The organism is Leisingera sp. M658 (assembly GCF_025144145.1).
Classification (GTDB): domain Bacteria; phylum Pseudomonadota; class Alphaproteobacteria; order Rhodobacterales; family Rhodobacteraceae; genus Leisingera.
On record NZ_CP083546.1, the window covers coordinates 694,235 to 720,442 of the forward strand.

Consider the following 26,208-nt stretch of genomic DNA (forward strand, 5'->3'; position numbering starts at 1 on the left):
ATGCGCAACATGATCTTTGCATTGCTTGGTCTGGCGGTTCTGGCCGCCTGCGGCGTCGATGGCGAACCGGTGCAGCCGACACTGAACGCCGGTGTCGGCGTCGGGGACAGCGGTGTCCACGTGGGCGGCGCGGTCGGGCTGCACAAGGGGCCAGTCAGTGTTTTCCTGGGGTTCTAGCGGCCCGCGCACTTGACGCGGTGCCGTTGACACACCACCTCTGAACCGTCCCTGCCGACCGCTGGGACGGTTTTCATTTGGGGATTTTGTGATGAAAGCTGCAGTTGTATTTCTGTGCCTGATTGGGCTCGCAGCCTGCGATACCGGATCGCAGGCATCCAAACCACCGCAAAAGCAAGAACCCGCAGCAACCGGGGTGTCGGTTTCCGGATATGGCCGGGTCGGGGTTTCTCATACGTTTTAAGCGCAAGCTTTTTTGCCTTTCGGTCCGCCCGGTTGCTGTCTTCTGCTGTCCGTTCTGCAAAAAGGTGCTGAGCTTCAGCAGTAAGGAATGGCGGCGCCGCCTTGGAGGCGGAGGCGGGAGGTTTCTCCCGCACGCTGAACGTTGTCTCTGCGTGCCCTTTCCAAAGGGCCCTGTTCCAATGTGCCGGGGATGTCAGGCCCAGCGGTGACCGCGATCAAAGCGAGAATGGCCTATTGGGTTTAAGATGCAGTGACAGGCGCGCGCGCCGGGAACGCAACGCTCGGATGACGCGTCCAGGTGCGGCCGTTGTGCAGTGAGTATTTCTGAAAAGATGAAGCACCAGCCCGTGCCTCTTCACCTTTTTCCAAATACTCAAAATTCAAAGACGGTCAAATGCGAGGCGCTTTCCGCAATACTCCCGCCCTTTGCAAAGGGTATTCAAAGTTTGCACGTCACGGCGGGCGCATGTTCGATACATCTGCGGGGGGCGGGAGAGTGCCTTGTCTCCTGCAGAGGGCAGAGGCGGAATCATTTGATCCATCTGCCCCTTTTGCCCTAAACGCGGGGCCATGGATCATTTTCTCTACCGCGACGGCGCGCTTTTCGCCGAAGACGTTCCCATCTCCGAGATCGCCGCGGCGGTGGGCACTCCGTTCTACGTCTATTCCACCGCAACTCTGCTGCGCCACTTCCGCCTGTTTGACGAGGCGCTGGAGGGCACTGAGCACCTGGTCTGCTATGCGATGAAGGCCGCCAGCAATCAGGCGATCCTAAAAACTCTGGCCGAGGCCGGGGCGGGCATGGATGTGGTCAGCCAGGGCGAGTACCTGCGGGCCAAGGCCGCGGGGGTTCCGGGGGACAGGATTGTTTTTTCCGGCGTCGGCAAGACGGCAGAGGAAATCCGGGTGGCCCTGACCGGCGGCATCCGCCAGTTCAACGTCGAATCCGAGCCGGAAATGGAAGTGATCAGCGCCGTGGCGCTGGAGCTGGGCGCTGTGGCCCCCATCACTATCCGGGTCAATCCGGATGTGGACGCCAAGACCCATGCCAAGATTGCCACCGGTAAATCCGAGAATAAATTCGGCATTCCGATTGCCCGCGCGCGGGACGTCTATGCCCGCGCCGCCGCCCTGCCGGGGTTGGACGTGGTCGGGATTGACGTTCACATCGGCTCGCAGCTGACCGATTTGGAACCGTTCCGGCTTGCCTATCAAAAGGTGGCGGAGCTGACGGAAACCCTGCGCGCCGACGGCCACGATATCCGCCGCCTTGATCTGGGCGGCGGTCTGGGCATTCCTTACGAGCGTTCCAACACCGCGCCGCCCCTGCCGGTGGAATACGGCAGGATGGTCAAGGAGACGCTGGGCCATCTGGGCTGCGAGATCGAGATTGAGCCGGGGCGGCTGATTGCCGGCAACGCGGGCCAGCTGGTGTCCAAGGTGATCTATGTGAAATCGGGCGAGGGCCGTGATTTCCTGATCCTGGATGCGGCGATGAACGACCTGATCCGCCCGGCGATGTATGAGGCGCATCACGATATCGTGCCGGTGCAGGAGCCTGCGCCAGGTGCCGAGAGCCAGCCTTATGACATTGTCGGCCCAGTCTGCGAAACCGGCGATACCTTTGCCAAACAGCGCGATCTGCCGCCCTTGGCAGCGGGCGATCTGGTATCTTTCCGCAGTGCCGGTGCTTACGGCGCGGTGATGGCAAGCGAGTATAATTCGCGGCCTTTGATCCCCGAAGTGCTTGTGCATGGGGATCAATTTGCGGTTATTCGCCGGCGGCCGGACTATGAAGAGATGATAAACCGCGATACCATCCCGGAGTGGCTCTGACGCGATCCGGCGCGGGCCATCAGAACGTGAGGCCCGTATGTCCTTGTTCCGCCGAGATGACCGGCAGGCCGATCCGGTCCTGAAACGCCTGCGCTGGCCTGTGCTGCTGACGCAGGCCGGACTTGTGGCCGAACGGGCGATGCGGGGCTTCTGGCCGCTGGCCTCGGTGCTGATGACGGCGCTGGCGGCGCTGATGCTGGGCCTGCATCTGCTGCTGCCGGAAACAGCGGTTTGGGCCGCTTCAATCGTTATTGTTGTGAGTGCCGCAGCTGCCGCGGGATGGGGTGCCTGGAGGTTCCGCTGGCCTGCCCGGGGCGAGGCTTTGGAGCGTCTGGACGAAACCCTGCCGGGGCGGCCGGTTGCAGCGATGCTGGACACCCAGGCTATCGGGGCAGAGGACGCCGCCTCGATCGCTTTGTGGAACGCGCATCAGCGCCGGATGGCTGAGGCCGCGGCACAGGCGCGGGCGCCTGCACCGGATCTGAACGTTGCCGCAGCGGACCCTTATGCGTTGCGATACGTTGCGGGGCTGTTTCTGGCGGTGGCGCTGCTGTTCGGGTCGATCTGGCAAGCAGTGTCGATCAAGGAACTGGGAGCGGAGGGCACAGCCGTCCTCAGCGGACCGGCCTGGGAAGGCTGGGCAGAGCCGCCCGCCTATACCCGCTTGCCGGTTCTGTATTTGAACGACCAAGCCGGGGGTAACTTAAAGCTGCCGGAAGGCAGCCGCGTCACCCTGCGGTTCTATGGCGAGGCGGGGGCGCTCAACCTGTCGCAGAGCGTCACAGGCCAAAGCGCAGAACAGCCGCCGGACTTGGACGGTGCGATCGAATTCGACGTCAACCGCAGCGGCTCAGTTTCAATCGATGGCTCCGGCGGGCGCAGCTGGCAGGTGGAGGTGATCCCGGATCATCCGCCCAAAGTCGCGGTTGCGGGCCAGCCGGAGCTGGAGAACGACGGCTACACAACACTGGCCTTTGCGGCCCGCGATGACTATGGCGTCGCTGCGGGTCAGGTCCGGATAGCATTGGATCTGGCTGCGGTGGAGCGGCGCCACGGGCTGGCGGCAGACCCCGACCCGCGCGAGGCGCTTGTGCTGGATCTGCCGCTGCCGCTGTCAGGCTCGCGCAAGGAATTTACCGAAAAGCTGATCGAAGATTTCGCCCGGCACCCTTGGGCCAACCTGCCGGTGGTGTTCACGTTCTCGGCAGTGGACGAGGCCGGGCAGTCCGCGGCGGCTGCTGGCTTTGGCACCGAGCTTGTCACCCGCCGTTTCTTTGACCCGCTGGCGGCTGCGGTGGTCGAGCAGCGCCGGGATCTGCTGTGGTCGCGCGCAAATGCGCCGCGGGTGGCGCAGATCCTGCGCACCCTGTCGCACCGCCCCGAAGGCCTGTTCCGCGACTATGGCGGTTACCTGCGGCTGCGCACCATCCTGCGGCGGCTGGAAAGCTATACTGTGCAGGGCAGCCTCGCGGAGCCGCAGCAGGCGGAAATCACCGCTGCGCTGTGGGATCTTGCGATCCAGCTGGAAGAGGGCGACGTGGGCGACGCGCTGGAACGGATGCAGCGGGCGCAGGAACGGCTGAGCCAGGCCATGCGCGATGGCGCCAGCGATCAGGAGATCGCCCAATTGATGCAGGAGCTGCGCGAGGCGACCCAGGACTATATGCGCCAGCTGAGCCGGCAGGCAGAGGCGAACGGCGAGGTATTGGAGCCGGGCGAGATGCCCGAGGACATGATGACCCTCAGCCAGGATGACCTGCAAGCGATGATGGACCGCATCCAGGAGCTGATGGAGCAGGGCCGTATGGCCGAAGCCGAGCAGGCGCTGCGCGAGTTTCAGGAAATGATGGAAAACATGCGGATGACCCGCGCGCAGCAGGGGCAGGGCCAGGGCGACGAGGGCCGCCAGGCGATGGAGGGGTTGGGTGAAACCCTGCGGGAGCAGCAGGGGCTTTCCGATCAGGCCTTCCGCGACCTGCAGGAGCAGTTCAACCCCGGTGCCCGCAGCGGCGAGAGCCAGGGTAACGAAGGCCGTGACGGCGGTCTGGGCCGCGGCCAGAGCCATCAGGGCGGGCAGGGCGGTGACAGCGGCCAGGACGGACAAGGCAGTGATGGTGCGGACAGCCGCAATCCCGAAGGCTCCGGCCCTGATGGCCGCGAGCAGCCGGGCGCGGGCGGCTCGCTTGCAGACCGCCAGCAGGCCCTGCGCCGGCAATTGCAGCGCCAGCAGGAGGGATTGCCATATTTGGACGGTGAGGCCGGTGATGCCGCCCGCGAAGCCCTGGACCGGGCGGGCCGTGCGATGGAGGGCGCAGAAGATGCACTGCGCGGCGGTGATATAGCCGAGGCGATTGACCAGCAGTCCGAGGCGATGGAAGCGTTGCGCGAAGGCATGCGCAACCTGGGCGAAGCGCTGGCGCAGCGCGAAGACGGCCAGCGCAATGGCCAGGGGCAACCTTCGGCCACGGCTGAGGGCGAGCGGCTGGACCCGCTGGGCCGCGGCAACGGATCGGTGGATGATGGCGGCAAGGTGGGAGAGGGCAATGCCTACCGCCGCGCCTGGAATTTGCTGGAGGACATCCGCCGCCGGGCAGGAGAGCGTGAGCGCAGCGAGCGGGAGCGCAATTACCTGCAACGGCTGCTGGACAGGTTCTGAAATCCGGCCGCCAGCGGCAACCGGTGTCTTAAACGCCAGGAAAAGGACGCTGACCGAACGGTGTTACGGGGGTGGCGTTACTGGGTGCTGGTCAGGGATCTGACCTGGCCATCCAGCCACAGCCGCATCTGATCCACCCAGCCGACATAACTGCTGAGCGCCGGATCCGCTTGCGGCAGTTTTTCCGAGATCAGCGGCGCGTTGTCATAGACCATGACCAGCATCAATGCGGCAATCACCGACAGTGAAAACCCGCGGGCAAAGCCGCTTTTGCGCCGCACCGGCAATTCTTCCGAGGCGGCCTGCGGTGCAGGGGCCGCACTGCCTGCAGAGCGCAAAGTTGAATTGATTTCTTCTATATCCGGCAGCAATTCCTTGCGCGAGCCGGTTTCAGCTGCGGCCAGCTGGCGCGGGTCTTCACCGCGGATGCGGGCCATCCGGTCGCGGGCCTGGCGGCTGCGGCGGGCGGCCTCGTCTTCCGGCGTTGCGGCTTCCTCGAGACCCAGATCAGGTTGCGTTTCCAGGCCGTGGCCCTCAGCCGCCCGCAGCGAGACTTCGCGCTCGGCCTCCTCGCGCAGGATATCGGACAAGGCAGGATCCAGAGCGCGGGTCCGCTGCGGCGCTGGCGGCGCCGGGGGTTCCTCGTCTGCGGCTTCCGTTTCATCCGCGCCCGGCTGACCGTCCGGATCATCCTCTACGCGGGTCTCCGGTGCGCCGGCTGCGGGCTCCGCCGGAACCTGCGGCTCCGGAACAGGTGCAGGGGGGGCGTCCGGGATTTCGCCTGTGGTTTGGTCCGGGGTTTCCTCTGGAGTTTCCTCTGGGACATCCCCGGGCATGTCCGGCTCAGGGTGTTCTTCTGCTGCTGGCGAAAGTGCTTCGCCGTTTGCTCCCGTGTCCGGCGCGTCTTCCCCAGCGGTGCGTGCTGCAACAGCCCCCGCTGCCGCCTGAAACCAGGTCTGGCCGCAATTCGAACACTGCACATCCCGGCCTTCGTCGGGGATCACGTCCTCGGGAACTTCGTACTGGGCTGCACAATTCGGGCAGGTCAGGCGCATCATGCTCTCCTCGGCACCATCCTGCCGGCCAGCAGGCGGCAGGTTGTTTTTCAAGGGATTATATGCAGGCCGGCGGCCCGGTGAAAGGGTCAATTGCCGTTGCCGCCCCAGCCTGGCGGCGGCGGGGGTTTCCTGGCAACAGAGCCCCATTGAAACTGCTGATCCCTTGGGGCAAAACACCGGAGCGCCATTTTTGCGGCGCAATCGGGGGGCAGCAGTGATCGAGCTGGAGAACGTGGGCTATAATTACGGCGGCGGCGAGCTGCTGGACGGGGTGTCAGTGCAGCTGGCGCCAGGCTCTTTTCATTTCCTGACCGGCCCGTCCGGCGCGGGCAAGACGACGCTCTTGAAGCTGTGTTATGGCGCGCTGATGCCGACCTCGGGCCGGGTGCGGGCCTTTAACATGGATGTAAAGGGGCTGGACCGCGATCAGATGGCCCATCTGCGCCGCCGCGTCGGGGTTGTGCACCAGGATTGCCGGTTCCTGGACCATTTGCCGGTGATCGAGAATATCGCCCTGCCGCTGCTGGTTTCCGGGCGGGAGCTGACGCATGAGGAACCCAACCTGCGCGAGCTGCTGAATTGGGTCGGCCTGTCTGAACGTGCCCATGCGCTGCCGCCGGAATTGTCGGGCGGCGAACGGCAGCGGGCGGCGCTGGCCCGGTCAGTCATCCTGTCGCCGGATGTGATTATCGCGGATGAACCGACGGGTAACGTGGACTGGGAAATGTCGCAGCGGCTGCTGCAGCTGCTGGTCGAGCTGAACCGGATGGGCAAGACCATTCTGGTGGCGACCCATGATCTGTCGCTGATCCGGGCGGCCAAGAACCAGGTGCAGGCCCGGGTGCTGCGGATCTCCAACCGTCAATTGCAGCTGGCGGGGGCGGACTTATGACCGAGGGCAAACTGCGCAGGCTGGTCCTGGGTGATACCCAGGCCAACCGGGTGGTGCCGCCAAGCGGCTTTACCGCCCATTTGACATTGTTTGTTTCCGGCGCGATGGCCTTTCTTGCTGTCTTTGCGCTGGCGTTGTCGATGGCCTCCGGGCGGCTGGCAGACCAATGGGCCTCAGAGCTGGCGCGGGCTGCAACCCTGCGCATCAACGCGCCGGCAGAGCAACGCGCAGCACAGACCGAGGCGGCACTGGAGATTCTGCGCCAGACACCGGGTGTGGCCACCGCACGCGCGCTGTCGGGAGAGGAACAGGCGGCGCTGCTGGCGCCCTGGTTCGGCTCCAGCCTGCCGGTTGGCAGCCTGCCGCTGCCGCAGCTGATCGAAGTCACCGGCGAGGACCCCGGATATGACGCTGCCGGGCTGCGCCTGCGGCTGCAGGCCGAAGTGCCGGGCGCGGTTCTGGATGACCATACCCGCTGGCGTGCCCCGCTGGTCGATGCCGCCCGGTCGCTGCGCAGGCTGGCCTGGGTGTCGATCCTGCTGATCGGCAGCGCAACGGCGGCAATGATCACCCTGGCCGCCAATGCGGCCCTTGCCGCCAATGCGCAGGTGATTGAGGTTCTGCGGCTGGTCGGGGCGCTGGACAGCTATATCGCCCAGGCTTTTATACGCCGCTTTACTCTGCGCGCCTTAAGCGGCGCTGCAGCGGGGGTGGCCCTTGGCATGATTGGCGTCTGGCTGATGCCGGAAGCCTCGGATGAAGGCGGCTTCCTGACCGGTCTCGGCTTTCAGGGCTGGGGCTGGCTGGTACCGCTGGTGATCCCGGTACTGGGCGCGCTGGTGGCCTTTGCCGCCACCACCCGAGCCGCCACCAAACGTTTGGGAGCACTGTCGTGAAAAACCCGGTTCAATGGCTGCGTTCAGCTGTCTTTCTGCTGCAGATGTATCTGGCAATGCTGGTGCTGGGGCTATTGTTTGCTCCCTGGGCCGCGGTATCCCCCAAGGGTGCGCGCACGGCCTGTAAGTCTTATGCGCGCTGGGTCCTGTGGACCGCGCGCTGGATGGTTGGCATTCAGACCGAAGTCCGTGGCCAGGTGCCCTCTGATGAAGTGATTGTCGCCGCCAAGCATCAAAGTTTCCTGGATATCCTGATCATCTTCAACGCTGTACCCTCGGCCCGCTTCATCATGAAGCGCGAATTGATGTGGACCCCGGTGATTGGTGTTTATGCCAAGCGTCTGGGCTGCGTGCCTGTCAACCGCGGCCGGCGCGGGTCGGCCATTGCCAAGATGGTCAAGGATGTCGCCGCGCAAAGCCGCGAGCCGGGCCAGCTGATCATCTATTCCCAAGGCACCCGCGTGGCCCCGGGCGACCGCAAGCCCTATAAGATAGGTACTGCAGTGCTGTATGAGGGGCTGAACCAGCCCTGCGTTCCGGCCGCCACCAATGTCGGCGTGTTCTGGCCGCGCAGCGGTATTTACCGCAAGCCGGGCCTTGCAGTGGTGGAGTTCCTGGAACCGATGCAACCGGGGAGCAGCCGGGACGAATTTATGGCGCAGCTGGAGATGCGGGTAGAAAGCCGGTCGGATGAACTGATGCGGGAAGCCGGGTTTGACCCGGGCGCGACTGAGCAACGGGCCTGACCCGCCGGAGCGGGACGCTCGCCGGGGCCAAGAAAATTCGAATTTTCTTGGCAAAATTCTTTGAAGAATTTTTTACCCGGCGGGTGCCGGGCGGGCTGTATCAGCGGAGGACTTCGCCTATCAGAACCTGCGGCTGGACGTCCGTAAAGTTTGGAATGTCGTCCAGAGCCGGCCCTGCTGCCTGCATCGCGGTGTCCATGGCCGCCTGATCGGCAAAGGTCATCGTGGCGATGGCAAAAAACGGCGCCGGGACATCCGGCCCGCCCGCCAGCCCCTTGGTCACCACAATTGACTGCAGATGCGGCCCGATGTGCTGGTCGACAACCTTCATGTGGGTGTCCGCGTAATAGGCATAGTCGAATTTTCTTCCGTCACTGACGGGGTAGATGACTTGTAAAGAAACGGCCATTGCGGTGCCTCCTGCGGGGTGAAATCGAGGCTCAGTAAAGAGCGGATCGCCAGCCGTGCCAATCAAAAAAGGGCAGCTGCGGCGAGCTGCCCTTTGATATGTTCGGTGACTTGCCAGGTTCAGCTGTGAATCGGCCCGTCGCCGCAGGCCAGGGCGGCCTCGCGCACCGCCTCGGAATAAGTCGGATGCGCGTGGCAGGTCAGCGCCACATCCTCGGCGGAGGCGCCGAATTCCATCGCCACGCACAGCTCGTGGATCATGTCGCCCGCGGCCGGACCGATGATCGCCGCGCCCAGGATGCGATCGGTTTCCTTGTCGGCGATGATCTTGACAAAGCCGCCCTCGGCCTGGCCGACGGCCTTGGCCCGCGCATTGCCCATGAACATGAATTTGCCGGTCTTGATCTTGTGCCCTGCGGCCTTCAGCGCGTCCTCGGTGGCGCCCACGGTGGCCACTTCCGGCGTGGTGTAGACGACGCCCGGAATGACGCCGTAATTCACATGGCCATGCTTGCCCGCAATCACACTGGCAACTGCCATGCCCTCGTCCTCGGCCTTATGCGCCAGCATCGGGCCTTCGATCACGTCGCCGATGGCATAGACGCCGGGCACACTGGTGCGCCAGTGATCGTCCGTGGCGATCTGGCCGCGTTCAGTCAGTTTGACACCCAGCGCGTCCAGCCCCAAGCCTTCGCTGTAGGGCTTGCGCCCGGTGGCAACCAGCACCACATCGGCGTCCAGTGTCACCTCATCGCCGCCTTTCTTGGGCTGGTATTTGACCTTGGCCTTGGTTTTGGTGGTCTCCACCCCCTGCACCGCAGCGCCCAGGATGATGTTCAGCCCCTGCTTTTCCAGGATCCGCTTGAAGCTGCGCTGCACGTCCTTGTCCATCCCCGGACAGACCGCATCCATGTACTCCACCACGGTCACTTCCGAACCCAGACGGGCATAGACCGAGCCCAGCTCCAGCCCGATCACACCTGCGCCGATGACGGCCAGTTTCTTGGGGATCTTCGGCAGCTCCAGCGCGCCGGTGGAGGAGACCACGATCTTCTCGTCGATTTCGACGCCCGGAATGGAGGATGGCACCGAGCCGGAGGCGATCACGATGTTCTTGGCCTCATGCACCTCGTCGCCGACCTGCACCTTGCCCGCCGCGGGGACCGAGGCCCAGCCCTTGATCCAGTCGATCTTGTTCTTCTTGAACAGGAATTCGATGCCGCCGGTATTCTGGGTGATGACCTCATCCTTGTAGGTCTTCATCTGGTCCCAATCGACCGACGGCGATTTGCCCTTGAGGCCCATATGGGCAAAGTTGTGCTCTGCCTCATGCAGCAGATGGGTCGAATGCAGCAATGCCTTGGACGGAATGCAACCCACATTGAGACAGGTGCCGCCAAGGGTTTCGCGGCCCTCGACCACAGCTGTCTTCAGTCCCAGCTGGGCGCAGCGGATGGCGCAGACATAGCCGCCGGGGCCGGCGCCGATTACGATGACGTCATATTGGGACATGGGTTGGTTTTCCTCTGTTCTCCCCGGTTCCGTTTGGCGGAACACGCATGAGGGGATAGTGGTCTTAGGATCAGACGGGGGTCAACATCTTGATCGAGATATTGGTGACCCCGTCGCGTTCAAGGTGCATAGCGAGCTCTTCCGAGCCGAAGAAAGCGCGCGCCTTCTCCAGATCAGTGATCGCGAACAGCGCCACGGCGTGGTTGTTGCGGTCCGGATCGCTCCAGACGTTCATGTCGGTGATGCCTGCGGCCTGGCGGTTGGCCTTGTCTTGCCGGAAAACGGTCAGCCAAGCGGTGAAATCGGCCACATCGGCCTGCCAGAGAACATGGGTTGCCATTGGAGTTACTCCTTTGTGTTTTCTGCAGGCAGAGTGCACTGCATTGGCAAGGGAGCGCTTTGATTCCACTCAATTAAGGCATGTTCTGTGGTCAGGTGTGCAGAAAGGGGGCGCTGCCCCCGGCCCTGACGGGCCTCCCCCGGAGTATTTCGGCAAAGGTGAATAATCATGCTGTAAGCACTCCCGCAAGCATCGCGGCAAGGCCGCTGGTGGCGATGAGCCAGATGGCGGTGCGCAGGTAAGGCATGCCGATGAGGTAGGCAGGCAGGTAGAGGACGCGGCCGCTGAGGTAGGTATAAATCCCGCCGGTAATCAGAGCGTTTTTGAGGCCACCCAGTTCCGCGACCAGCGCGAGGCTGATGAAGACAGGGGCGGTTTCCAGGAAGTTGGTGAAGGCCCGCCGTGCCCGGCCTGCGAGTGCGCTGCGGCTGACGGAGCTGTCGCGCGGGCCTGCGGTCCAGGCGTTGCCCACCGAGAGCTTCAGCAGGAAGCTGTCGCAGCTCACGTGGATCAGGGCGAGGATCGAGAGGCAGACAAGGCCCCAGAGCGGGAGGGTCATTAGAGTTCTGTCCGATGCGGGCTTGCAAGGCAACTAACAGTCGAGAATAGAAATACCGGGCAATCTGACTTTATGGGAACTGCAAGGTTTGTCTTAGCGCATAGTATAAGTGCCAAGCGTCATGCGTACGTGTTTTCGTCAAAAAAAGACACGCGTTATGCTCTTGGACGCTTTCCTGGTCCAAGTTGGGACACAATCCCTGAGCTAGAGCATATCTTTGATTTTCAGTGCGAATTATTGTCGCTCCGAACAGAAGTAAAAACACAGCGAAAATGAAGATCAGTGTATTCTTCATGTGCGCCTCAAAGACTATGAGCAGTGCATAACTGAAGCGTATCCCGAAGTTTCCACTTTGGGATACGCGCGATTTTTTAGGCCTTACAGATCCATCAGCAAACGCCGCGGATCCTCCAGCGCTTCCTTGACTCGGACCAGGAAGGTCACAGCGCCTTTGCCGTCGACAATCCGGTGGTCATAGCTCAGCGCCAGATACATCATCGGGCGGATTTCCACCTTGCCGCCCACGGCCATCGGGCGGTCCTGGATCTTGTGCATGCCCAGGATGCCGGACTGCGGCGGGTTCAGGATCGGCGAGGACATCAGCGAGCCGTAGACGCCGCCGTTGGAGATGGTGAAGGTGCCGCCCTGCATTTCCGCCATCGACAGCTTGCCGTCGCGGGCGCGGGCGCCTTTTTCGGCAATTGCTTTCTCGATTGCAGCAAAGGACATAGCATCGGCATCGCGGATCACCGGCACAACCAGGCCCGTCGGGGTGCCTGCGGCGACGCCCATATGCACGAAGTTCTTATAGACGATGTCGGTGCCGTCGATCTCGGCGTTGACTTCCGGAACCTCTTTCAGCGCATGGCAGCAGGCCTTGGTGAAGAAGGACATGAAGCCCAGTTTCACGCCGTGCTTCTTGAGGAACAGGTCCTTGTACTCGTTGCGCAGGGCCATCACCTCGGTCATGTCGACCTCGTTGTAGGTGGTAAGCATGGCGGCGGTGTTCTGGCTGTCCTTCAGGCGCTTGGCGATAGTCTGGCGCAGGCGGGTCATCTTTACCCGTTCCTCGCGCGCCGCATCATCTGCAGTGACCGGGCCGCGCACCTGGGCCGGTGCCGGCGCTGCCGGAGCGGCGGGCGGTGCAGCTTTGGCGGCCGCCACCGCAGCAGCAACGTCTTCCTTCATGATGCGCCCGTCACGGCCGCTGCCGCTGACTTGCGCCGCATTGAGGCCTGCCTCGGCCATCGCCTTTTCCGCTGAAGGGGCGTTGGCAATATCCTTGGGCGCCGACGCGGTGGCGGCAGCCGGGTTCTGGGCGGCGGCAGGTGCGGAAGGGGCCGCGGAAGACCCGGCTGCGCCGCCAGCGATCACGCCCAGCTGCGCGGCAGCCTGGACGGTGGCACCCTCTGCGGCGATGATCTCGGTCAGCACGCCGGCAGCCGGGGCGGGCACCTCTACCGACACTTTGTCGGTTTCCAGTTCGCACAGCATTTCGTCCTGCGCGACGCTGTCGCCCACTTTTTTGAACCACGAAGAAACGGTGGCCTCGGAAACTGACTCGCCAAGCGCGGGAACCATGACCGGCACCGGTGCGCTATCGCCGCCGGAGGGCGCAGCAGCAGGAGCCGGTGCTGCGGCGGCAGGGGCAGCGGCAGCACCATTGGCCTCGGACAGGGTGGCCAGCAGCGCGTCGACGCCGACAGTCTGGCCTTCACCGGCGACGATCTCGCCCAGGGTGCCTGCGGCAGGCGAGGGCACTTCGACCGTCACCTTGTCAGTCTCCAGCTCGCAGAGCATTTCATCGGCATTGACGGAGTCGCCGGGTTTCTTGAACCAGGTGGCCACGGTGGCCTCGGTCACGGATTCGCCCAGGGTGGGTACGCGGACTTCGGTTGTCATGTCTCTTTATCCTCAGATGCTCAGCGCTTCGTTCACGAGGGCTGCTTGTTGGGCTTTGTGCTGGCTGGCCAGACCGGTTGCGGGCGAGGCCGAGGTGGCGCGGCCTGTATAGACGGGCCGGGTGTGCTTGGCCTTGATGCGGGTCAGCACCCATTCGATGTTGGGTTCAATGAAGCTCCAGGCGCCCTGGTTCTTGGGCTCTTCCTGGCACCAGACCATTTCCGCCTGTTTGAAGCGTTCCAGCTCCTTGACCATGGAAATGGCCGGGAACGGATAGAACTGCTCCACCCGCATCAGATAAACATCGTCGATGCCGCGGGCATCGCGTTCTTCCAAGAGATCGTAATAGACCTTGCCCGAGCACATGACGACACGCTTGATCTTGTCATCCGCCACCAGTTGGGTGTCGGAGTTTCCGTGCTGGGCATCATCCCATAGCACCCGGTGGAAGCTGGAGCCGGTGGTGAACTCTTCCGCCTTGCTGACCGCCAGCTTGTGGCGCAGCAGCGACTTTGGAGTCATCATGATCAGCGGCTTGCGGAAGGTGCGGTGCAGCTGGCGGCGCAGGATATGGAAGTAGTTCGCCGGCGTGGTGCAGTTGGCCACAATCCAGTTGTCCTGGCCGCACATCTGCAGGAAGCGTTCCAGCCGGGCTGAGGAGTGCTCAGGACCCTGGCCCTCGAACCCGTGCGGCAGCAGGCAGACGAGGCCGGACATCCGCAGCCATTTGCTCTCGCCCGAGGAAATGAACTGGTCGAACATGATCTGGGCGCCGTTGGCAAAATCGCCGAACTGGGCTTCCCACAGGGTCAGCGCGTTGGGTTCCGCCAGCGAGTAGCCGTATTCAAAGCCCAGCACCGCATATTCCGACAGGGCGGAGTCGATCACGTCATATTGCGACTGGCCCGCGCGGATGTTGTTGAGCGGGTAGTAGCGCTCCTCGGTCTCCTGGTTGACGATGCCGGAATGGCGCTGCGAGAAGGTGCCGCGGGTGGCGTCCTGGCCGGCAAGGCGCACCGGGTAGCCTTCCAGCAGCAGCGAGCCAAAGGCCAGCGCCTCGCCCGTCGCCCAGTCAAAGCCCTGGCCGGTTTCAAACATCTTGCCGCGGGCATCCAGGAAACGGCCCACGGTGCGGTGCATCGGGAAACCATCGGGTACCCGGCTGAGCGAAGCGCCGATTTCTGACAGGGTTTCCGGCGCGATCGCGGTGCGGCCGCGCTGGTAATCGGCGTCTTTCTTGTCCAGATGCGACCAGCGTCCGTCCAGCCAGTCGGCCTTGTTGGGCTTGTAATTCTTGCCGGTCTCAAACTCTTCGTTCAGATGCGCCTGGAAGGCGGCCTTCATGTCCTCGATCTCGCCCTCGGGGATCAGACCATCCTTGACCAGCCGGTCAGTGTAGAGCGTCAGCGTGGTTTTGTGGCCCTTGATCTTTTTGTACATCAAGGGGTTCGTGAACATCGGCTCGTCGCCTTCGTTGTGACCGAACCGGCGATAGCAGAAGATGTCGAGCACCACATCCTTGTGGAACTTCTGGCGGAACTCGGTGGCGACGCGGGCGGCATGCACAACCGCCTCCGGGTCGTCGCCGTTGACGTGGAAAATCGGCGCCTCAACCACCAGCGCATTGTCGGTGGGGTAGGGGGAGGAACGTGAAAAATGCGGCGCGGTGGTGAAACCGATCTGATTGTTCACCACAATATGCATGGTGCCGCCCGCCTTGTGGCCCTTGAGGCCCGACAGCGCAAAGCACTCCGCCACCACGCCCTGACCGGCAAAAGCCGCGTCGCCATGCAGCAGGATCGGCAGCACCTTGCTGCGGTCGGTGTCGCCAAGCTGGTCCTGCTTGGCACGGACCTTGCCGATCACCACCGGGTTCACCGCCTCAAGATGCGAGGGGTTGGCCGTCAGGCTGAGATGCACATTGTTGCCATCGAACGCGCGGTCGGACGACGCGCCAAGGTGGTATTTCACATCGCCGGAGCCATCCACGTCTTCGGGCTTAAAGCTGCCGCCCTGGAATTCGTTGAAGATGGCGCGGTAAGGTTTCTGCATCACATTGGCCAGAACCGACAGACGGCCGCGGTGCGGCATGCCGATCACGATGTCGCACACCCCCAGCGCACCGCCGCGTTTGATGATCTGTTCCATCGCCGGAATGAGGCTCTCGCCGCCGTCCAAGCCGAACCGCTTGGTGCCGGTGTATTTGACGTGCAGGAATTTCTCGAATCCTTCGGCCTCGACCATCTTGTTGAGGATCGCCTTGCGGCCTTCGCGGGTAAAGGTGATTTCCTTGTTGTAACCCTCGATCCGCTCTTTCAGCCAGGCGGATTGCTCGGGGTCGGAGATGTGCATGTACTGTAGTGCAAAGGTGCCGCAGTAGGTGCGCTTCACAATATCGACAATTTGCCGCATGGTGGCAACCTGCAGCCCCAGTACATTGTCGATGAAGATCGGCCGGTCCATGTCGCCGTCGGTAAAGCCGTAGGTCTTGGGGTCCAGCTCCGGATGCGCCGCGGCGGCGCGCATGCCCAGCGGGTCAAGGTCGGCGGCCAGATGGCCCCGGATCCGGTAGGCACGGATCAGCATCAGGGCGCGGATCGAGTCAAGAACGGCGCGCTGCACCTGATCGTCGGTGACCTCAACGCCCTTGGCGGAAGCCTTGTCCCTAATCTTCTTGCCTGCACCCTTGGTCTCGGCCGGGGCCGGCCATTCACCGGTCAGCGCGCCGGTGAGATCATCATCCAGCGCCGGCGGCCAGTCGTTGCGCGCCCAGGACGGGCCCTTGGCCTCTGCCTTCACGTCCAGTTCTGCGTCGCCCATCTGGCGGAAGAACTCGGCCCAGGCGGCATCCACCGCGCCCGGGTCATTGGCGTAACGGGCATAAAGCTGCTCCAGATACTCCGCATTGTGCCCCTGCATGAAGGAGGAGGCGCGGAAGAGGTCGTTGGGGCTTTGTTCGGTCATAGTGGTGCCTCTTGCGGGTTGGGACCGTATTTGTTCTCACCTGGCTGGGATTTCTTTGAGGTAAAGAAAAGGAACAAAACGAGCGGGATCATTGCTGCTGCGAAACCTACTCCACTTTGGAGCTGCTGCAGATTGGGTAGAGCTTTCAGTGCGAACATCAGGATTGCGAAGAGTGCAAATGGCACAACAAATATTGTACTGGCTGCTATGCCTACATCGTGCAGACGCCGCGAAAGTGCAGCGAAAAACGGTATGGCGAACAATCCAGTATAAAGATTAAAGAACCAGGGGTATTGAGGCCCGAGATGGAAATAGACGCCAAAGTGAATTTTGAAGCCGCCTTCGGGCTGTTCCGCAGTCAGGTTTAATCCAACGAACTGGACAAGTGCCAAAAACAAAACAAAAAACCAGAACTCGCTTCGGGCTGCGCGCCCGCCGAATTGTGCATAATTGCCCATGCAAGTTTTGATTGAGGCCCAAAAGCCCATTGCTGCACCATACTTTATCTTGTGGGTTTTCCGCGCTCGCTCAAAACAAAGCTAGCGCGGAAAACCGTGTTTCTTTGGCTTATTTGCCGATCGCTTTCAGCACTGCTTCACCCAGGCCGGCCGGGCTTTCGGCGACCACGATGCCTGCGGCTTTCATCGCTTCGATCTTGTCCTCGGCGCCGCCTTTGCCGCCGGCGACAATCGCGCCTGCATGGCCCATGCGGCGGCCCGGAGGGGCGGTGCGGCCGGCGATGAAGCCCGCAACCGGCTTGGAACGGCCCTTCTTGGCTTCATCCGCCAGGAACTGCGCGGCCTCTTCCTCGGCGGAGCCGCCGATTTCGCCGATCATGATGATGCTTTCGGTCTCGTCATCCGCCAGGAACCATTCCAGCACGTCGATATGCTCGGTGCCTTTGATCGGGTCGCCGCCGATGCCCACGCAGGTCGACTGGCCCAGGCCCACGTCGGTGGTCTGCTTCACCGCCTCATAGGTCAGGGTGCCGGAGCGCGAGACAACGCCAACCGAGCCGCGGCGGTGGATGTGGCCGGGCATGATGCCGATCTTGCAGGCGTCCGGGGTGATCACGCCGGGGCAGTTGGGGCCGATCAGGCGCGATTTGGAGGTTTCCAGCGCCCGCTTCACCCGCATCATGTCCAGCACCGGAATGCCTTCGGTGATGCAGACGATGACTTCCATTTCGGCGTCGATCGCCTCGAGGATGGAATCGGCGGCAAACGGCGGCGGCACGTAGATCACCGAGGCATTGGCTTCGGTCACATGCTTGGCTTCATGCACGGAATTGAAGACCGGCAGGTTCAGATGCGTCTGGCCGCCTTTGCCGGGGGTGACGCCGCCGACCATTTTGGTGCCATAGGCGATGGCCTGTTCAGAGTGGAAAGTACCCTGCGAGCCGGTGAAGCCCTGACAGATAACTTTGGTGTTTTCGTCGATGAGGACTGCCATGATGTCGGTTCCTTCAAGCGGTATGTGTCTGTTGGTTCTGCGGGGTGGCCAGGGAGCGGCCGTCGAAGCGGATTTTTTCGAGGGTGGCCCGCCTCAGGACCACACTGGGAAATACTCTGAAGCCGCCGCGGAATTCATAGATCCCGCGCCGGAGTTTCTGGCGGAGCAGCGGCCAGCCCTTGGGGCGGTGGCGCGCCGGGCCGATGGCATGTTCGCCGGGGGCCTCGTTGCCCTGTTCGGCCAATGCGGGCTGGACCTGATAGACCTTGATGCTGCGCGCAGGCTTTGAGGCGTCAAAGTTAAACAGAAGATTGTCGAGCGTGATTTCAAACGGACGGCTGTCCAAGAGATGCTGCGCCGCCCGGCGGGAGACCGCATAGGCTGCACCGCCCGCGTGGCGCGACAGCATCTGGCGCACCTCGCGGCCCATGTAGGTAAAGCCATCCTTGCCAAGCGCCACCTGCAGCTTTTTGGCCCGCCAGCGTTCGAATTTGACGATACCGGCATCCTGCGGCCACCAGGACAGGTCGTTCAGCCAGGCGCCGGTGTCGGGCGACAGGAAGACGTCATCCTCCAGGACCAGCGCCACATCGGCGTCTGATGCCAAAAACGCCTCCCAGGCCTTAGCATGGCTGAGGGTGCAGGCCATGTCCTTGGTCTGGAAATAGCCCCAGTTACCTTCTGGTGCGCATTGCTTGAGCATCTCCTCTCGGCTGACCTGGGTACTGTCCACCGCATCGATGCGCACAGCAGACAGCCCGGCCTGATCCAGCTCCCGCTGCATCAGCTCGGCCCGGCCTGTGGCCTGCTGCAAGCCTATGAGGTAGACGGCGGCTTTCATCGATTACATTCCTTAGCCTTCAACTTTCATTTCCGAGCCTAATTGTATCGCTGGAAGTACAAGAAAGTTGAGTAGGTGCTGTGGCTGCTTTTTGTTCTGCCGCCGATTTGCAGGGTGACATCACCTTTCATGTAGCCAGCACCGTGCTGTCCTTTCCGGCCTGCTATCGCAGCTGGCTGGTACCCGTTTGCTACGGCGGCGCGCTTGGCTGTGTCGAAAAGCATGAAGCCGTCATTGCGTCCAATAATACCGAATTGTGCGCTGCAAGAGGGGCCGGAACGTGTGTTCCGGGCCTCGACGGAGATGTACGGCTTGGTAGCGCCGATAATCGAACGGCTGTAGGATTTCTTGTAGTTGCTGCCTCGTGCCGTAAATCCTGCGCCTAATAACGATGGGGTCTCCCGGCCTGTCTCAATGTAGCTCATGCAGAAACCAGAGATGTTCTGCATGTCAGCCTGAATGCCTGACCCGGAACTTGAGACTAGAAGGGGAGGCGCCCCTGCAGGCGCCGACGGCGAGGCATTGGCTCCTGTTGGCAGCCTGCTGTGTGTTGCCAAAGCAGTCGCAGCCGCCACGGCTTGCGTGGTAGTGGCAGGGACGAATGTATCTGTCGCCGGATCGTATTTCCCACCCGTAGCTTGAACGGCGGCTGTATTAGAGGCCGGCTGTTCATTACTTAAGCTGCCCGCCGGTGACGCGGTGTACTGATTGGTTCCAGCGGAGTAACCGCTGGAACAGGCCGCGCCCATTAACGTAAGGCAAGCTGCTGGAAGGACGCTGAAACGCATGGTGATCAGCCCTTCACGGCCTTTACGATTTTCTCGGCGCCGTCTTTCAGGTTGTCGGCGGCGATCACGTCGAGGCCGGAGGTGTTGATGATCTCCTTGCCTTTTTCGACGTTGGTGCCTTCCAGGCGGACCACCAGCGGCACCTTCAGGCCGACTTCCTTGACTGCGGCAACCACGCCCTCGGCGATGACGTCGCAGCGCATGATGCCGCCGAAGATGTTGACCAGGATGCCTTTGACCTGCGGGTCCGAGGTGATGATCTTGAACGCCTCGGTCACTTTCTCCTTGGTTGCGCCGCCGCCCACGTCGAGGAAGTTGGCAGGCTCGGCACCATAGAGCTTGATGATGTCCATGGTGGCCATCGCCAGGCCGGCGCCGTTCACCATGCAGCCGATCTCGCCATCCAGCGCGATATAGTTCAGGTCGTACTTCGAGGCTTCCAGCTCTTTCGGGTCTTCTTCGGTGGTGTCGCGCAGCTCGGCCACGTCGGCGTGGCGGTAGACCGCGTTGCCGTCAAAGCCGACCTTGGCGTCCAGCACCTTGAGGCTGCCGTCGTCCGCCACGATCAGCGGGTTGATCTCCAGCATCTCCATGTCTTTATCGACGAAAGCTTTGTAGAGCTGGCCCATCAGTTTGACGCATTGCTTGACCTGCGCGCCTTCCAGGCCGAGCGAGAAGGCGATGCGGCGGCCGTGGTAGGCCTGGTAGCCGGTGGCCGGGTCAACGGAGAAGGACAGGATCTTTTCCGGGGTGGCGGCGGCCACTTCCTCGATGTCCATGCCGCCCTCGGTGGAGCAGACAAAGGAGATGCGCGAAGTCTGGCGGTCAACCAGCAGCGCCAGGTACAGCTCGGTCTGGATGCCGGAGCCGGCCTCGATATAGATACGGTTCACCTGCTTGCCGGCGGGGCCGGTCTGATGGGTCACCAGGGTGCGGCCCAGCATCTTCTTGGCTTCCTCGGCGGCTTCCTCAACCGATTTGGTCAGGCGCACGCCGCCCTTTTCACCGGCGTCGGCCTCCTTGAAGGAGCCCTTGCCGCGGCCGCCTGCGTGGATCTGCGCCTTCACCACCCAGAGCGGGCCGTCAAGTTCACCTGCGGCGGTTTTGGCGTCTTCGGCTTTCAGCACCACTTTGCCGTCTGACACCGGAGCACCGTAGCTGCGAAGGAGGGCTTTGGCCTGATATTCGTGGATGTTCATCTGAAACTGTCCCGTCTGGCTGCAATTGTCTGGCTTCAATAGGCCGTCTTAAAGCCAAGTGTTAAAGGCTTTTTTGACAGGGTGCGGGGAAATGATGAAGATTTTCGAGTTTTGTGATCACGGTTTTTGGGGGTGTGATCACAAATTATCGGAAGCTTAACGGCGGTGATTCGAACCTGGCTGTTATGGACCGCTACCGCCGCATCGTAGGCCAAAAGCGTCAGTCGCCGGTCCGGTTGTGCCGAAGCAAAAGAAAAGGGCCCGCCAAAGCGGACCCTCTGATCTGTGTAAGGCTAAAAGGCTCAGGCCAGCGAACCGTCGATGCCCTTGCAAGCCTCTACCAGGCCTTTGACGGCATTGACCGAGTTGTCGAACATAACTTGCTCTTCTTCGTTCAGCTGGATGTTCACGACCTTTTCGATGCCGCCGGCGCCGATCACTGTGGGCACACCCACATACATGCCTTTTACGCCCAGCTCGCCGTCGCAATAGGCCGCGCAGGGCAGCACGCGTTTCTGGTCTTTCAGGAAAGCTTCGGCCATTTCGATGGCGCTGGTGGCCGGCGCATAGAAAGCAGAGCCGGTTTTCAAGAGGCCCACGATTTCTGCGCCGCCGTCACGGGTGCGCTGCAGGATCGCGTCCAGGCGCTCCTGGGTTGTCCAGCCCATCTTGACCAGATCGGGCAGCGGAATGCCGGCCACGGTGGAATAGCGCACCGACGGCACCATGGTGTCGCCATGGCCGCCCAGCACAAATGCAGTGACGTCTTTCATGGAGACGTTGAATTCTTCCGCCAGGAAGTGGCGGAAGCGGGCGGAGTCCAGAACGCCGGCCATGCCGCAGACCTTGTTCGCGGGCAGGCCCGAGAATTGCTGCAGCGCCCAGACCATCGCGTCCAGCGGGTTGGTGATGCAGATCACAAATGCGTCCGGCGCGTGGTCGCGGATGCCTTCGCCAACGGATTTCATCACCTTCAGGTTGATGCCCAGCAGGTCGTCGCGGCTCATGCCCGGCTTGCGCGGCACACCTGCGGTGACGATGCAGACGTCGGCACCTGCGATATCCTCGTAAGACTGGGTGCCTTTGAGGCTGGCGTCGAAACCTTCGGAAGGACCGGATTGTGCGATGTCCAGCGCCTTGCCTTCGGGGGTGCCTTCGGCGATGTCAAAGAGCACGACGTCGCCGAGTTCCTTGAGGGCTGCGAGATGTGCAAGGGTGCCGCCGATCTGACCTGCGCCGATGAGGGCGATTTTGGGTCGTGCCATTGGGAATGTCTCCGGTCCGGTTGAAATTTCCTGATGCCTACGGCGTAACGGCCCGCCGTGCAAGGGTTCCACGCTGCGGCAAAGGGTTCGGTATACTTATGTATGCTGCGCTGATATCGCTAAAGGGCGTGTAATTCAGGGCTTTCGGAGGCCGGTAATGGCGGCATTTGACGCTATGTTTTTCGTTTTTGCCATTCCCGCGGTCGTTTTTGCGGGCGTGTCCAAGGGCGGTTTCGGTTCCGGCGCGGCCTTTGCATCCGCGGCGATTCTGGCGCTGGTGATTGAGCCGGGCGCTGCATTGGCGCTGATGCTGCCGTTGTTGATGCTGATCGATCTGGCAGCGTTGAAGCCCTATTAGGGGCGTTGGAACCTGCGCGCCTCGCTGCTGCTGATTGCCGGGGGGTTGCCCGGAGTGGCGCTGGGGGTGAAGCTGCACCATTCGATCCCGGAGCGCTGGTTCTTTGCGCTCACCTATGTTCTGCTGACGGTGACAGGCACCAAGCTGATTTGGGACGGGGTGACATGAGTGGCGAAACAGGGTGCCAGCTGCGCGTGGCAAATGAGCAGGACTACGGTGATCTTCTTTGCTTGTACCGGGAACTGATGGGGGACTTGCCGGTCTTGTCCGGCTCAGAAGGCGCAGCGGTGCTGAGCAGGATTCTGGCTTTGCCGGGTACCTGCATTTCCGTGGCTGAGGCTGAAGGCCAGGTTGTGGCAGCTGCGACTTTGCATGTATTGCCAAATCTTACGCATGGCGGGCGGCCGTATGCGCTGATCGAAAATGTTGTGACGCTGCAAGCGTTCCAGTGCCGCGGGTTTGGCCGGGCTGTCATGACCTTTGCGCAGGATCAAGCCTGGGCAATGGACGCTTACAAGATCATGCTGTTGACCGGCAAGGCGGCTGGGGTGCGGGGCTTTTATGAACGGCTGGGCTATTCAGGCGATGACAAGCACGCCATGACCCTTCGCCGCAGCCCAGCACGCCAGCCGCAGCCTGGAAACCTGCCTCAATAACTTCTGCTCAGGCGTCGCTGTCGGTGTCCGGCAGTGCTTCTGCGAGCACTTCGTAAGACTGGCCTGATGCCACCAGGCAGGTCATGCCGTTGGGGGTCGTGACTGTGATGGTCCAGCTGCCGGTCTTGCCGGAGGCAAAGGTTTCCATCACCATGCCCTTCTGGCCCACGCCGATGCTTTGACGGCTTTCGCCGTATTTTTCGGCCAGCCGTTTAATCACCGTATCGCGCGGGGCGCAGTTGCGGCTTTGCGCGGTGGCAGGTACCGCTGCCAGGGTCAGTGCGGCAAAGACTGCCGGCAGTGCGAAGATTGATATTTTCATCTCGTTTTACCCTTTCCGGAACGGCCGGACAGAGCCGGGTGCCTGACGGCAGCCCCCGGTATCCCTGTGCGGGCCGGTGTGTAACGCAATTCGAAATGCAGGCCCCATGCCTGCGGGCATCAGGTGCGGCCTGGGGCGGCGGCAGGGGTCCTGTGCCTTGGTATCTATCAGTTTGGCAATCAGGTGCTGATAAGTGGTTAACCCTGCGGGCGCTTGAAAATCACTAAATGTATCAGCATCTTGCTGCATGCGCGGAGAAGGTTACGCTGCGCTGCGGCGGAATTGTACTTGAAAGTATACAATCGAATCTGTACCGCTTTACGCAACAAAATAACTTTTGGAGAGCCTTGATGGACCCGCGCACGCGCCCGTACCGTTCGGTTTTGTACATTCCCGGCTCCAAGCCGCGTGCACTGGAGAAGGCCAGAACCCTGCCGGTGGACGCGGTGATCTTTGATCTGGAAGACGCGGTGTCGGTGGATGAAAAACCCAATGCCCGCGCGACCTTGACCCAGGCGCTGGAGACGGGCGGCTTTGGCGCCCGGATGAAGATCGTGCGGATCAACGGGCTGGATACGCCGTGGGGGCGTGAGGATGCGAAAGCGGCGGCACAGATGGATTGCGACGCGATTCTGCTGCCCAAGGTAAATGCGCCTGCGGATCTGGATGCGCTGGCGGAGATCACCGGGGATATTCCGCTGTGGGCGATGATGGAAACCCCGCGCGGCATGCTGAATGCCGCTGCCATCGCGGCGCACCCCAAGCTGCAGGGCATGGTGATGGGCACCAATGATCTGGCCAAGGAATTGCAGACCCGTTTCCGCCCCGACCGGCTGCCGATGATGGCGGGGCTGGGCCTGTGCCTGCTGGCCGCCAAGGCCGAGGGGCTGGTGATCGTCGACGGGGTCTATAACGCTTTTAAGGATGTTGAGGGGCTGTCGGCGGAATGTGCGCAGGGCCGCGACATGGGATTTGACGGCAAGACCCTGATCCATCCGGCGCAGGTGGAGGTTGCCAATGCTGCCTTTGCCCCGACCGAGCGCGAGGCCGAGACCGCCCGCCGCCAGATCGCCGCATTTGATGAGGCGCAAGCCGCAGGCCAGGGTGTTGCCGTGGTCGATGGCAGGATAGTCGAGAACCTGCATGTGGTTACGGCGCGTGAAATCCTGGCAAAAGCGGATGCAATCGCCGCGCTTTCGGCCTAGCTGTTGTCCCGGCTGACAGCATTTGGAGACTGATATGGCGTTACTGATCCTTGGCATCCTGTTGTGGTGGGGCGGCCACCTGTTCAAACGGCTGGCACCGGAGGCGCGCGCGTCCATGGGCAACGGCGGCCGCGGTGTGGTTGCGCTGGTGCTGGTTGCCGGCGTGGTGCTGATGGTGCTGGGCTACCGCAGCATGGAGTTCATCCCCGTCTGGGCGCCGCCGTCCTTCATGGTGCATATCAACAACCTGCTGGTCTTGATCGCCATCTGGATGATGAGTCCGGCGCCAAAGAAAGGCGCGCTGCTGAACGGCATGCGCCACCCGATGCTGGCGGGCTTCAAGCTTTGGGCTGCAGCGCATCTGCTGGTCAATGGCGACCTGGCGTCGATCATCCTGTTCGGCGGTCTGCTGGCCTGGGCAGTGGCTGAGGTGATCGTGATCAACCGTTCCGAACCGGACTGGCAGCCGGGCCCCAAGGGCTCCATCGCCAAGGACGGGATGTTCTTTGCCGCTTCGATTGTTCTGATGGGGGTGATCGGCTACGTCCACGCAATGGTCGGGCCTTCGCCCTTTCCGGGATAGGGGCTTTGCTGGGTAGGATGCTATGAAACTTTACCGTTTTTTGTCCGAGGACGACACTTCTGCCTTTTGCCACAAGGTCACGCAAGCGCTGAACAAGGGCTGGGAGCTGCACGGCAGCCCGACCCAGGCTTTTGATCCCGTGAAGGGGATCATGCGCTGCGGCCAGGCGGTGGTGAAAGAGGCGGACGGGACCTACACCCCTGAGACCAAACTGGGAGAACACTGATGGCCAAGACCAGTCCGGCCAAAACCAATCCGGGACGCTTTTTCGAAGACTATACCGTTGGCGAGGTGATCCGCCATGCGGTGCCGCGCACGGTGTCGGGCGGCGAGCGGGCGCTGTATCACGCGCTTTATCCGGCGCGCCATGCGCTGTATTCTTCGGATGAATTTGCCCGGGCCTCTGGTCTGCCGTCGGCGCCGCTGGATGATCTGGCGGCCTTCCATGTGGTGTTCGGCAAGACGGTGCCGGACATTTCACTGAATGCGCTGGCGAATCTTGGCTATGCCGAGGGACGCTGGCTGCTGCCGGTCTATCCTGGCGACACCTTGCGCTCGGAATCCGAAGTGATCGGCCTCAAGCAGAACTCCAATGGCAAATCCGGTGTGGTCTATGTGCGCACCCGCGGGTTGAACCAGCGCGATGACTGCGTGATGGAGTATGTGCGGTGGGTAATGGTTCGCAAGGGCGATCCGGATGCCCCGGCGCCGGAGACGGTGATCCCGGAATTGAACAAGGTGATCCCGGCGGACCAGCTGGTGATCCCGGCCGGGCTGGACTTCAGCAACTACGATTTCACCCTGGCGGGCGAGCCGCACCGCTGGGGCGACTATGCGGTGGGCGAGACCATTGACCATGTGGATGGCGTCACCATCGAGGAAGCCGAACATATGATGGCGACCCGCCTGTGGCAGAACACCGCCAAGGTGCATTTTGACAATACTGCCCGTCCCGATGGCACCCGGCTGATCTATGGCGGTCATGTGATTTCAATGGCGCGCGCGCTGTCGTTCAACGGGCTTGCCAATGCGCAGATGATTGCGGGTCTGAACGGCGGCGCGCATGCCAATCCGTGCCTGTCGGGTCTGACCGTGCGGGCTTGGTCCGAGGTGCTGGACAAGGCGGACACAAGCGCGCCTGGCGTTGGTGCAATCCGGTTGCGGCTGGTGGCGACCAAGGGCGGCGCGCCGTTTGAGCTGAAGGGCGAGGATGGCAAATACCTGCCGGACGTGCTGCTGGATCTCGATTACTGGGCCTTGATGCCGAAGTGACGCAAGGGGGCTTTGCCCCCGCGCGCCTTGGGCGCTCATCCTCAGGATTAAGTGTTTGTCATTGCCGCTGATGCGGCC

General features: G+C 62.3%; 25 protein-coding genes and 1 pseudogene. 12 read left to right on the forward strand and 14 right to left on the reverse strand.

What is annotated here, in order from left to right; translation table 11 throughout:
* The 3 genes from K3724_RS03600 to K3724_RS03610 all read left to right on the forward strand — a co-directional run bounded on the left by K3724_RS03600 (nucleotide 1) and on the right by K3724_RS03610 (nucleotide 4,912).
* Nucleotides 1–177, forward strand: coding sequence for a hypothetical protein (locus K3724_RS03600; RefSeq protein WP_259990152.1), 177 nt, complete (start codon nucleotides 1–3; stop codon nucleotides 175–177).
* Between the two features lie 813 nt (nucleotides 178–990).
* Entirely contained in the window at nucleotides 991–2,256 is a 1,266-nt protein-coding gene (lysA, locus tag K3724_RS03605; protein WP_259990154.1) for a diaminopimelate decarboxylase, read from the forward strand.
* 37 nt (nucleotides 2,257–2,293) lie between these two features.
* Entirely contained in the window at nucleotides 2,294–4,912 is a 2,619-nt protein-coding gene (locus K3724_RS03610; RefSeq protein WP_259990156.1) for a TIGR02302 family protein, read from the forward strand.
* A gap of 77 nt (nucleotides 4,913–4,989) precedes the next feature.
* On the opposite strand, the gene K3724_RS03615 is transcribed toward K3724_RS03610, so the two are convergent.
* Nucleotides 4,990–6,021: a zinc-ribbon domain-containing protein gene (locus tag K3724_RS03615; RefSeq protein WP_311200199.1), complete on the reverse strand. Its 1,032-nt coding sequence runs from the start codon at nucleotides 6,019–6,021 to the stop codon at nucleotides 4,990–4,992.
* Nucleotides 6,022–6,184: 163 nt separating this feature from the next.
* On the opposite strand from K3724_RS03615, the gene K3724_RS03620 reads away from it, so the two are divergent.
* From K3724_RS03620 to K3724_RS03630, 3 genes are read left to right on the forward strand one after another with little or no spacing between them, the layout of a single operon-like run.
* Complete coding sequence (locus K3724_RS03620; protein ID WP_259990158.1) at nucleotides 6,185–6,862, forward strand: cell division ATP-binding protein FtsE; 678 nt, start codon at nucleotides 6,185–6,187, stop codon at nucleotides 6,860–6,862.
* Nucleotides 6,859–7,758: an ABC transporter permease gene (locus K3724_RS03625; RefSeq protein ID WP_259990159.1), complete on the forward strand. Its 900-nt coding sequence runs from the start codon at nucleotides 6,859–6,861 to the stop codon at nucleotides 7,756–7,758. Before K3724_RS03620 ends, K3724_RS03625 begins: the two co-directional genes overlap by 4 nt.
* Complete coding sequence (locus K3724_RS03630; RefSeq protein WP_259990160.1) at nucleotides 7,755–8,504, forward strand: 1-acyl-sn-glycerol-3-phosphate acyltransferase; 750 nt, start codon at nucleotides 7,755–7,757, stop codon at nucleotides 8,502–8,504. The genes K3724_RS03625 and K3724_RS03630 overlap by 4 nt, the downstream gene beginning before the upstream one ends.
* A gap of 100 nt (nucleotides 8,505–8,604) precedes the next feature.
* Here the strand turns inward: K3724_RS03630 and K3724_RS03635 are convergent, their stop codons facing one another.
* The 12 genes from K3724_RS03635 to mdh all read right to left on the reverse strand — a co-directional run bounded on the left by K3724_RS03635 (nucleotide 8,605) and on the right by mdh (nucleotide 21,734).
* Nucleotides 8,605–8,913, reverse strand: coding sequence for an EthD family reductase (locus tag K3724_RS03635; RefSeq protein WP_259990163.1), 309 nt, complete (start codon nucleotides 8,911–8,913; stop codon nucleotides 8,605–8,607).
* A 119-nt stretch (nucleotides 8,914–9,032) separates the two neighbouring features.
* On the reverse strand, nucleotides 9,033–10,424 hold the full coding sequence (gene lpdA / locus K3724_RS03640) for a dihydrolipoyl dehydrogenase (protein ID WP_259990165.1): 1,392 nt from the start codon (nucleotides 10,422–10,424) through the stop codon (nucleotides 9,033–9,035).
* Between the two features lie 70 nt (nucleotides 10,425–10,494).
* Nucleotides 10,495–10,764 carry a hypothetical protein gene (locus K3724_RS03645; RefSeq protein WP_259990166.1) on the reverse strand — a complete coding sequence of 90 codons (270 nt, stop codon included), beginning with the start codon at nucleotides 10,762–10,764 and terminating at the stop codon, nucleotides 10,495–10,497.
* Between the two features lie 166 nt (nucleotides 10,765–10,930).
* Nucleotides 10,931–11,323, reverse strand: a complete 393-nt coding sequence (locus K3724_RS03650) for an MAPEG family protein (protein WP_259990168.1) — start codon at nucleotides 11,321–11,323, stop codon at nucleotides 10,931–10,933.
* A 378-nt stretch (nucleotides 11,324–11,701) separates the two neighbouring features.
* On the reverse strand, nucleotides 11,702–13,225 hold the full coding sequence (gene odhB / locus K3724_RS03655) for a 2-oxoglutarate dehydrogenase complex dihydrolipoyllysine-residue succinyltransferase (RefSeq protein ID WP_259990170.1): 1,524 nt from the start codon (nucleotides 13,223–13,225) through the stop codon (nucleotides 11,702–11,704).
* A 12-nt stretch (nucleotides 13,226–13,237) separates the two neighbouring features.
* A complete protein-coding gene (locus tag K3724_RS03660) occupies nucleotides 13,238–16,189 on the reverse strand; it encodes a 2-oxoglutarate dehydrogenase E1 component (RefSeq protein ID WP_259990172.1) in 2,952 nt (983 codons plus the stop codon).
* Nucleotides 16,186–16,647, reverse strand: a complete 462-nt coding sequence (locus tag K3724_RS03665) for a DUF805 domain-containing protein (RefSeq protein ID WP_259990174.1) — start codon at nucleotides 16,645–16,647, stop codon at nucleotides 16,186–16,188. Before K3724_RS03665 ends, K3724_RS03660 begins: the two co-directional genes overlap by 4 nt.
* Nucleotides 16,648–16,756: 109 nt before the next feature.
* Complete coding sequence (gene sucD / locus K3724_RS03670; RefSeq protein ID WP_259990176.1) at nucleotides 16,757–17,641, reverse strand: succinate--CoA ligase subunit alpha; 885 nt, start codon at nucleotides 17,639–17,641, stop codon at nucleotides 16,757–16,759.
* A 13-nt stretch (nucleotides 17,642–17,654) separates the two neighbouring features.
* Nucleotides 17,655–18,482 carry a glycosyltransferase family 25 protein gene (locus tag K3724_RS03675; protein WP_259990178.1) on the reverse strand — a complete coding sequence of 276 codons (828 nt, stop codon included), beginning with the start codon at nucleotides 18,480–18,482 and terminating at the stop codon, nucleotides 17,655–17,657.
* A gap of 38 nt (nucleotides 18,483–18,520) precedes the next feature.
* The gene (locus tag K3724_RS03680; protein WP_259990180.1) at nucleotides 18,521–18,907 is read right to left on the reverse strand and encodes a hypothetical protein; all 387 of its coding nucleotides are present in this window, start codon (nucleotides 18,905–18,907) and stop codon (nucleotides 18,521–18,523) included.
* Nucleotides 18,908–19,275: 368 nt separating this feature from the next.
* Complete coding sequence (sucC, locus tag K3724_RS03685; protein ID WP_259990182.1) at nucleotides 19,276–20,469, reverse strand: ADP-forming succinate--CoA ligase subunit beta; 1,194 nt, start codon at nucleotides 20,467–20,469, stop codon at nucleotides 19,276–19,278.
* Nucleotides 20,470–20,771: 302 nt separating this feature from the next.
* The gene (gene mdh / locus K3724_RS03690; protein ID WP_129369877.1) at nucleotides 20,772–21,734 is read right to left on the reverse strand and encodes a malate dehydrogenase; all 963 of its coding nucleotides are present in this window, start codon (nucleotides 21,732–21,734) and stop codon (nucleotides 20,772–20,774) included.
* Nucleotides 21,735–21,891: 157 nt separating this feature from the next.
* Between mdh and K3724_RS23800 the strand changes: the two are divergent.
* Together K3724_RS23800 and K3724_RS03700 are read left to right on the forward strand one after the other, a co-directional pair.
* Nucleotides 21,892–22,173, forward strand: a pseudogene (locus K3724_RS23800) (sulfite exporter TauE/SafE family protein); the annotation flags it as partial.
* A gap of 83 nt (nucleotides 22,174–22,256) precedes the next feature.
* Entirely contained in the window at nucleotides 22,257–22,748 is a 492-nt protein-coding gene (locus K3724_RS03700) for a GNAT family N-acetyltransferase (RefSeq protein ID WP_259990186.1), read from the forward strand.
* Nucleotides 22,749–22,755: 7 nt separating this feature from the next.
* Here the strand turns inward: K3724_RS03700 and K3724_RS03705 are convergent, their stop codons facing one another.
* A complete protein-coding gene (locus tag K3724_RS03705) occupies nucleotides 22,756–23,070 on the reverse strand; it encodes a hypothetical protein (RefSeq protein ID WP_259990188.1) in 315 nt (104 codons plus the stop codon).
* 350 nt (nucleotides 23,071–23,420) lie between these two features.
* Here K3724_RS03705 and K3724_RS03710 point away from each other — a divergent pair, with 350 nt between their 5' ends.
* From K3724_RS03710 to K3724_RS03725, 4 genes are read left to right on the forward strand one after another with little or no spacing between them, the layout of a single operon-like run.
* Nucleotides 23,421–24,275 (forward strand): CoA ester lyase, encoded by an 855-nt coding sequence (locus K3724_RS03710; protein ID WP_259990190.1) that lies wholly within the window; start codon nucleotides 23,421–23,423, stop codon nucleotides 24,273–24,275.
* Nucleotides 24,276–24,309: 34 nt separating this feature from the next.
* On the forward strand, nucleotides 24,310–24,858 hold the full coding sequence (locus K3724_RS03715; protein ID WP_259990192.1) for an NnrU family protein: 549 nt from the start codon (nucleotides 24,310–24,312) through the stop codon (nucleotides 24,856–24,858).
* A 22-nt stretch (nucleotides 24,859–24,880) separates the two neighbouring features.
* On the forward strand, nucleotides 24,881–25,084 hold the full coding sequence (locus K3724_RS03720) for a DUF1737 domain-containing protein (RefSeq protein WP_129369882.1): 204 nt from the start codon (nucleotides 24,881–24,883) through the stop codon (nucleotides 25,082–25,084).
* The gene (locus K3724_RS03725) at nucleotides 25,084–26,130 is read left to right on the forward strand and encodes a MaoC family dehydratase (protein WP_259990195.1); all 1,047 of its coding nucleotides are present in this window, start codon (nucleotides 25,084–25,086) and stop codon (nucleotides 26,128–26,130) included. The genes K3724_RS03720 and K3724_RS03725 overlap by 1 nt, the downstream gene beginning before the upstream one ends.
* The last annotated feature ends 78 nt before the right edge of the window (nucleotides 26,131–26,208 follow it).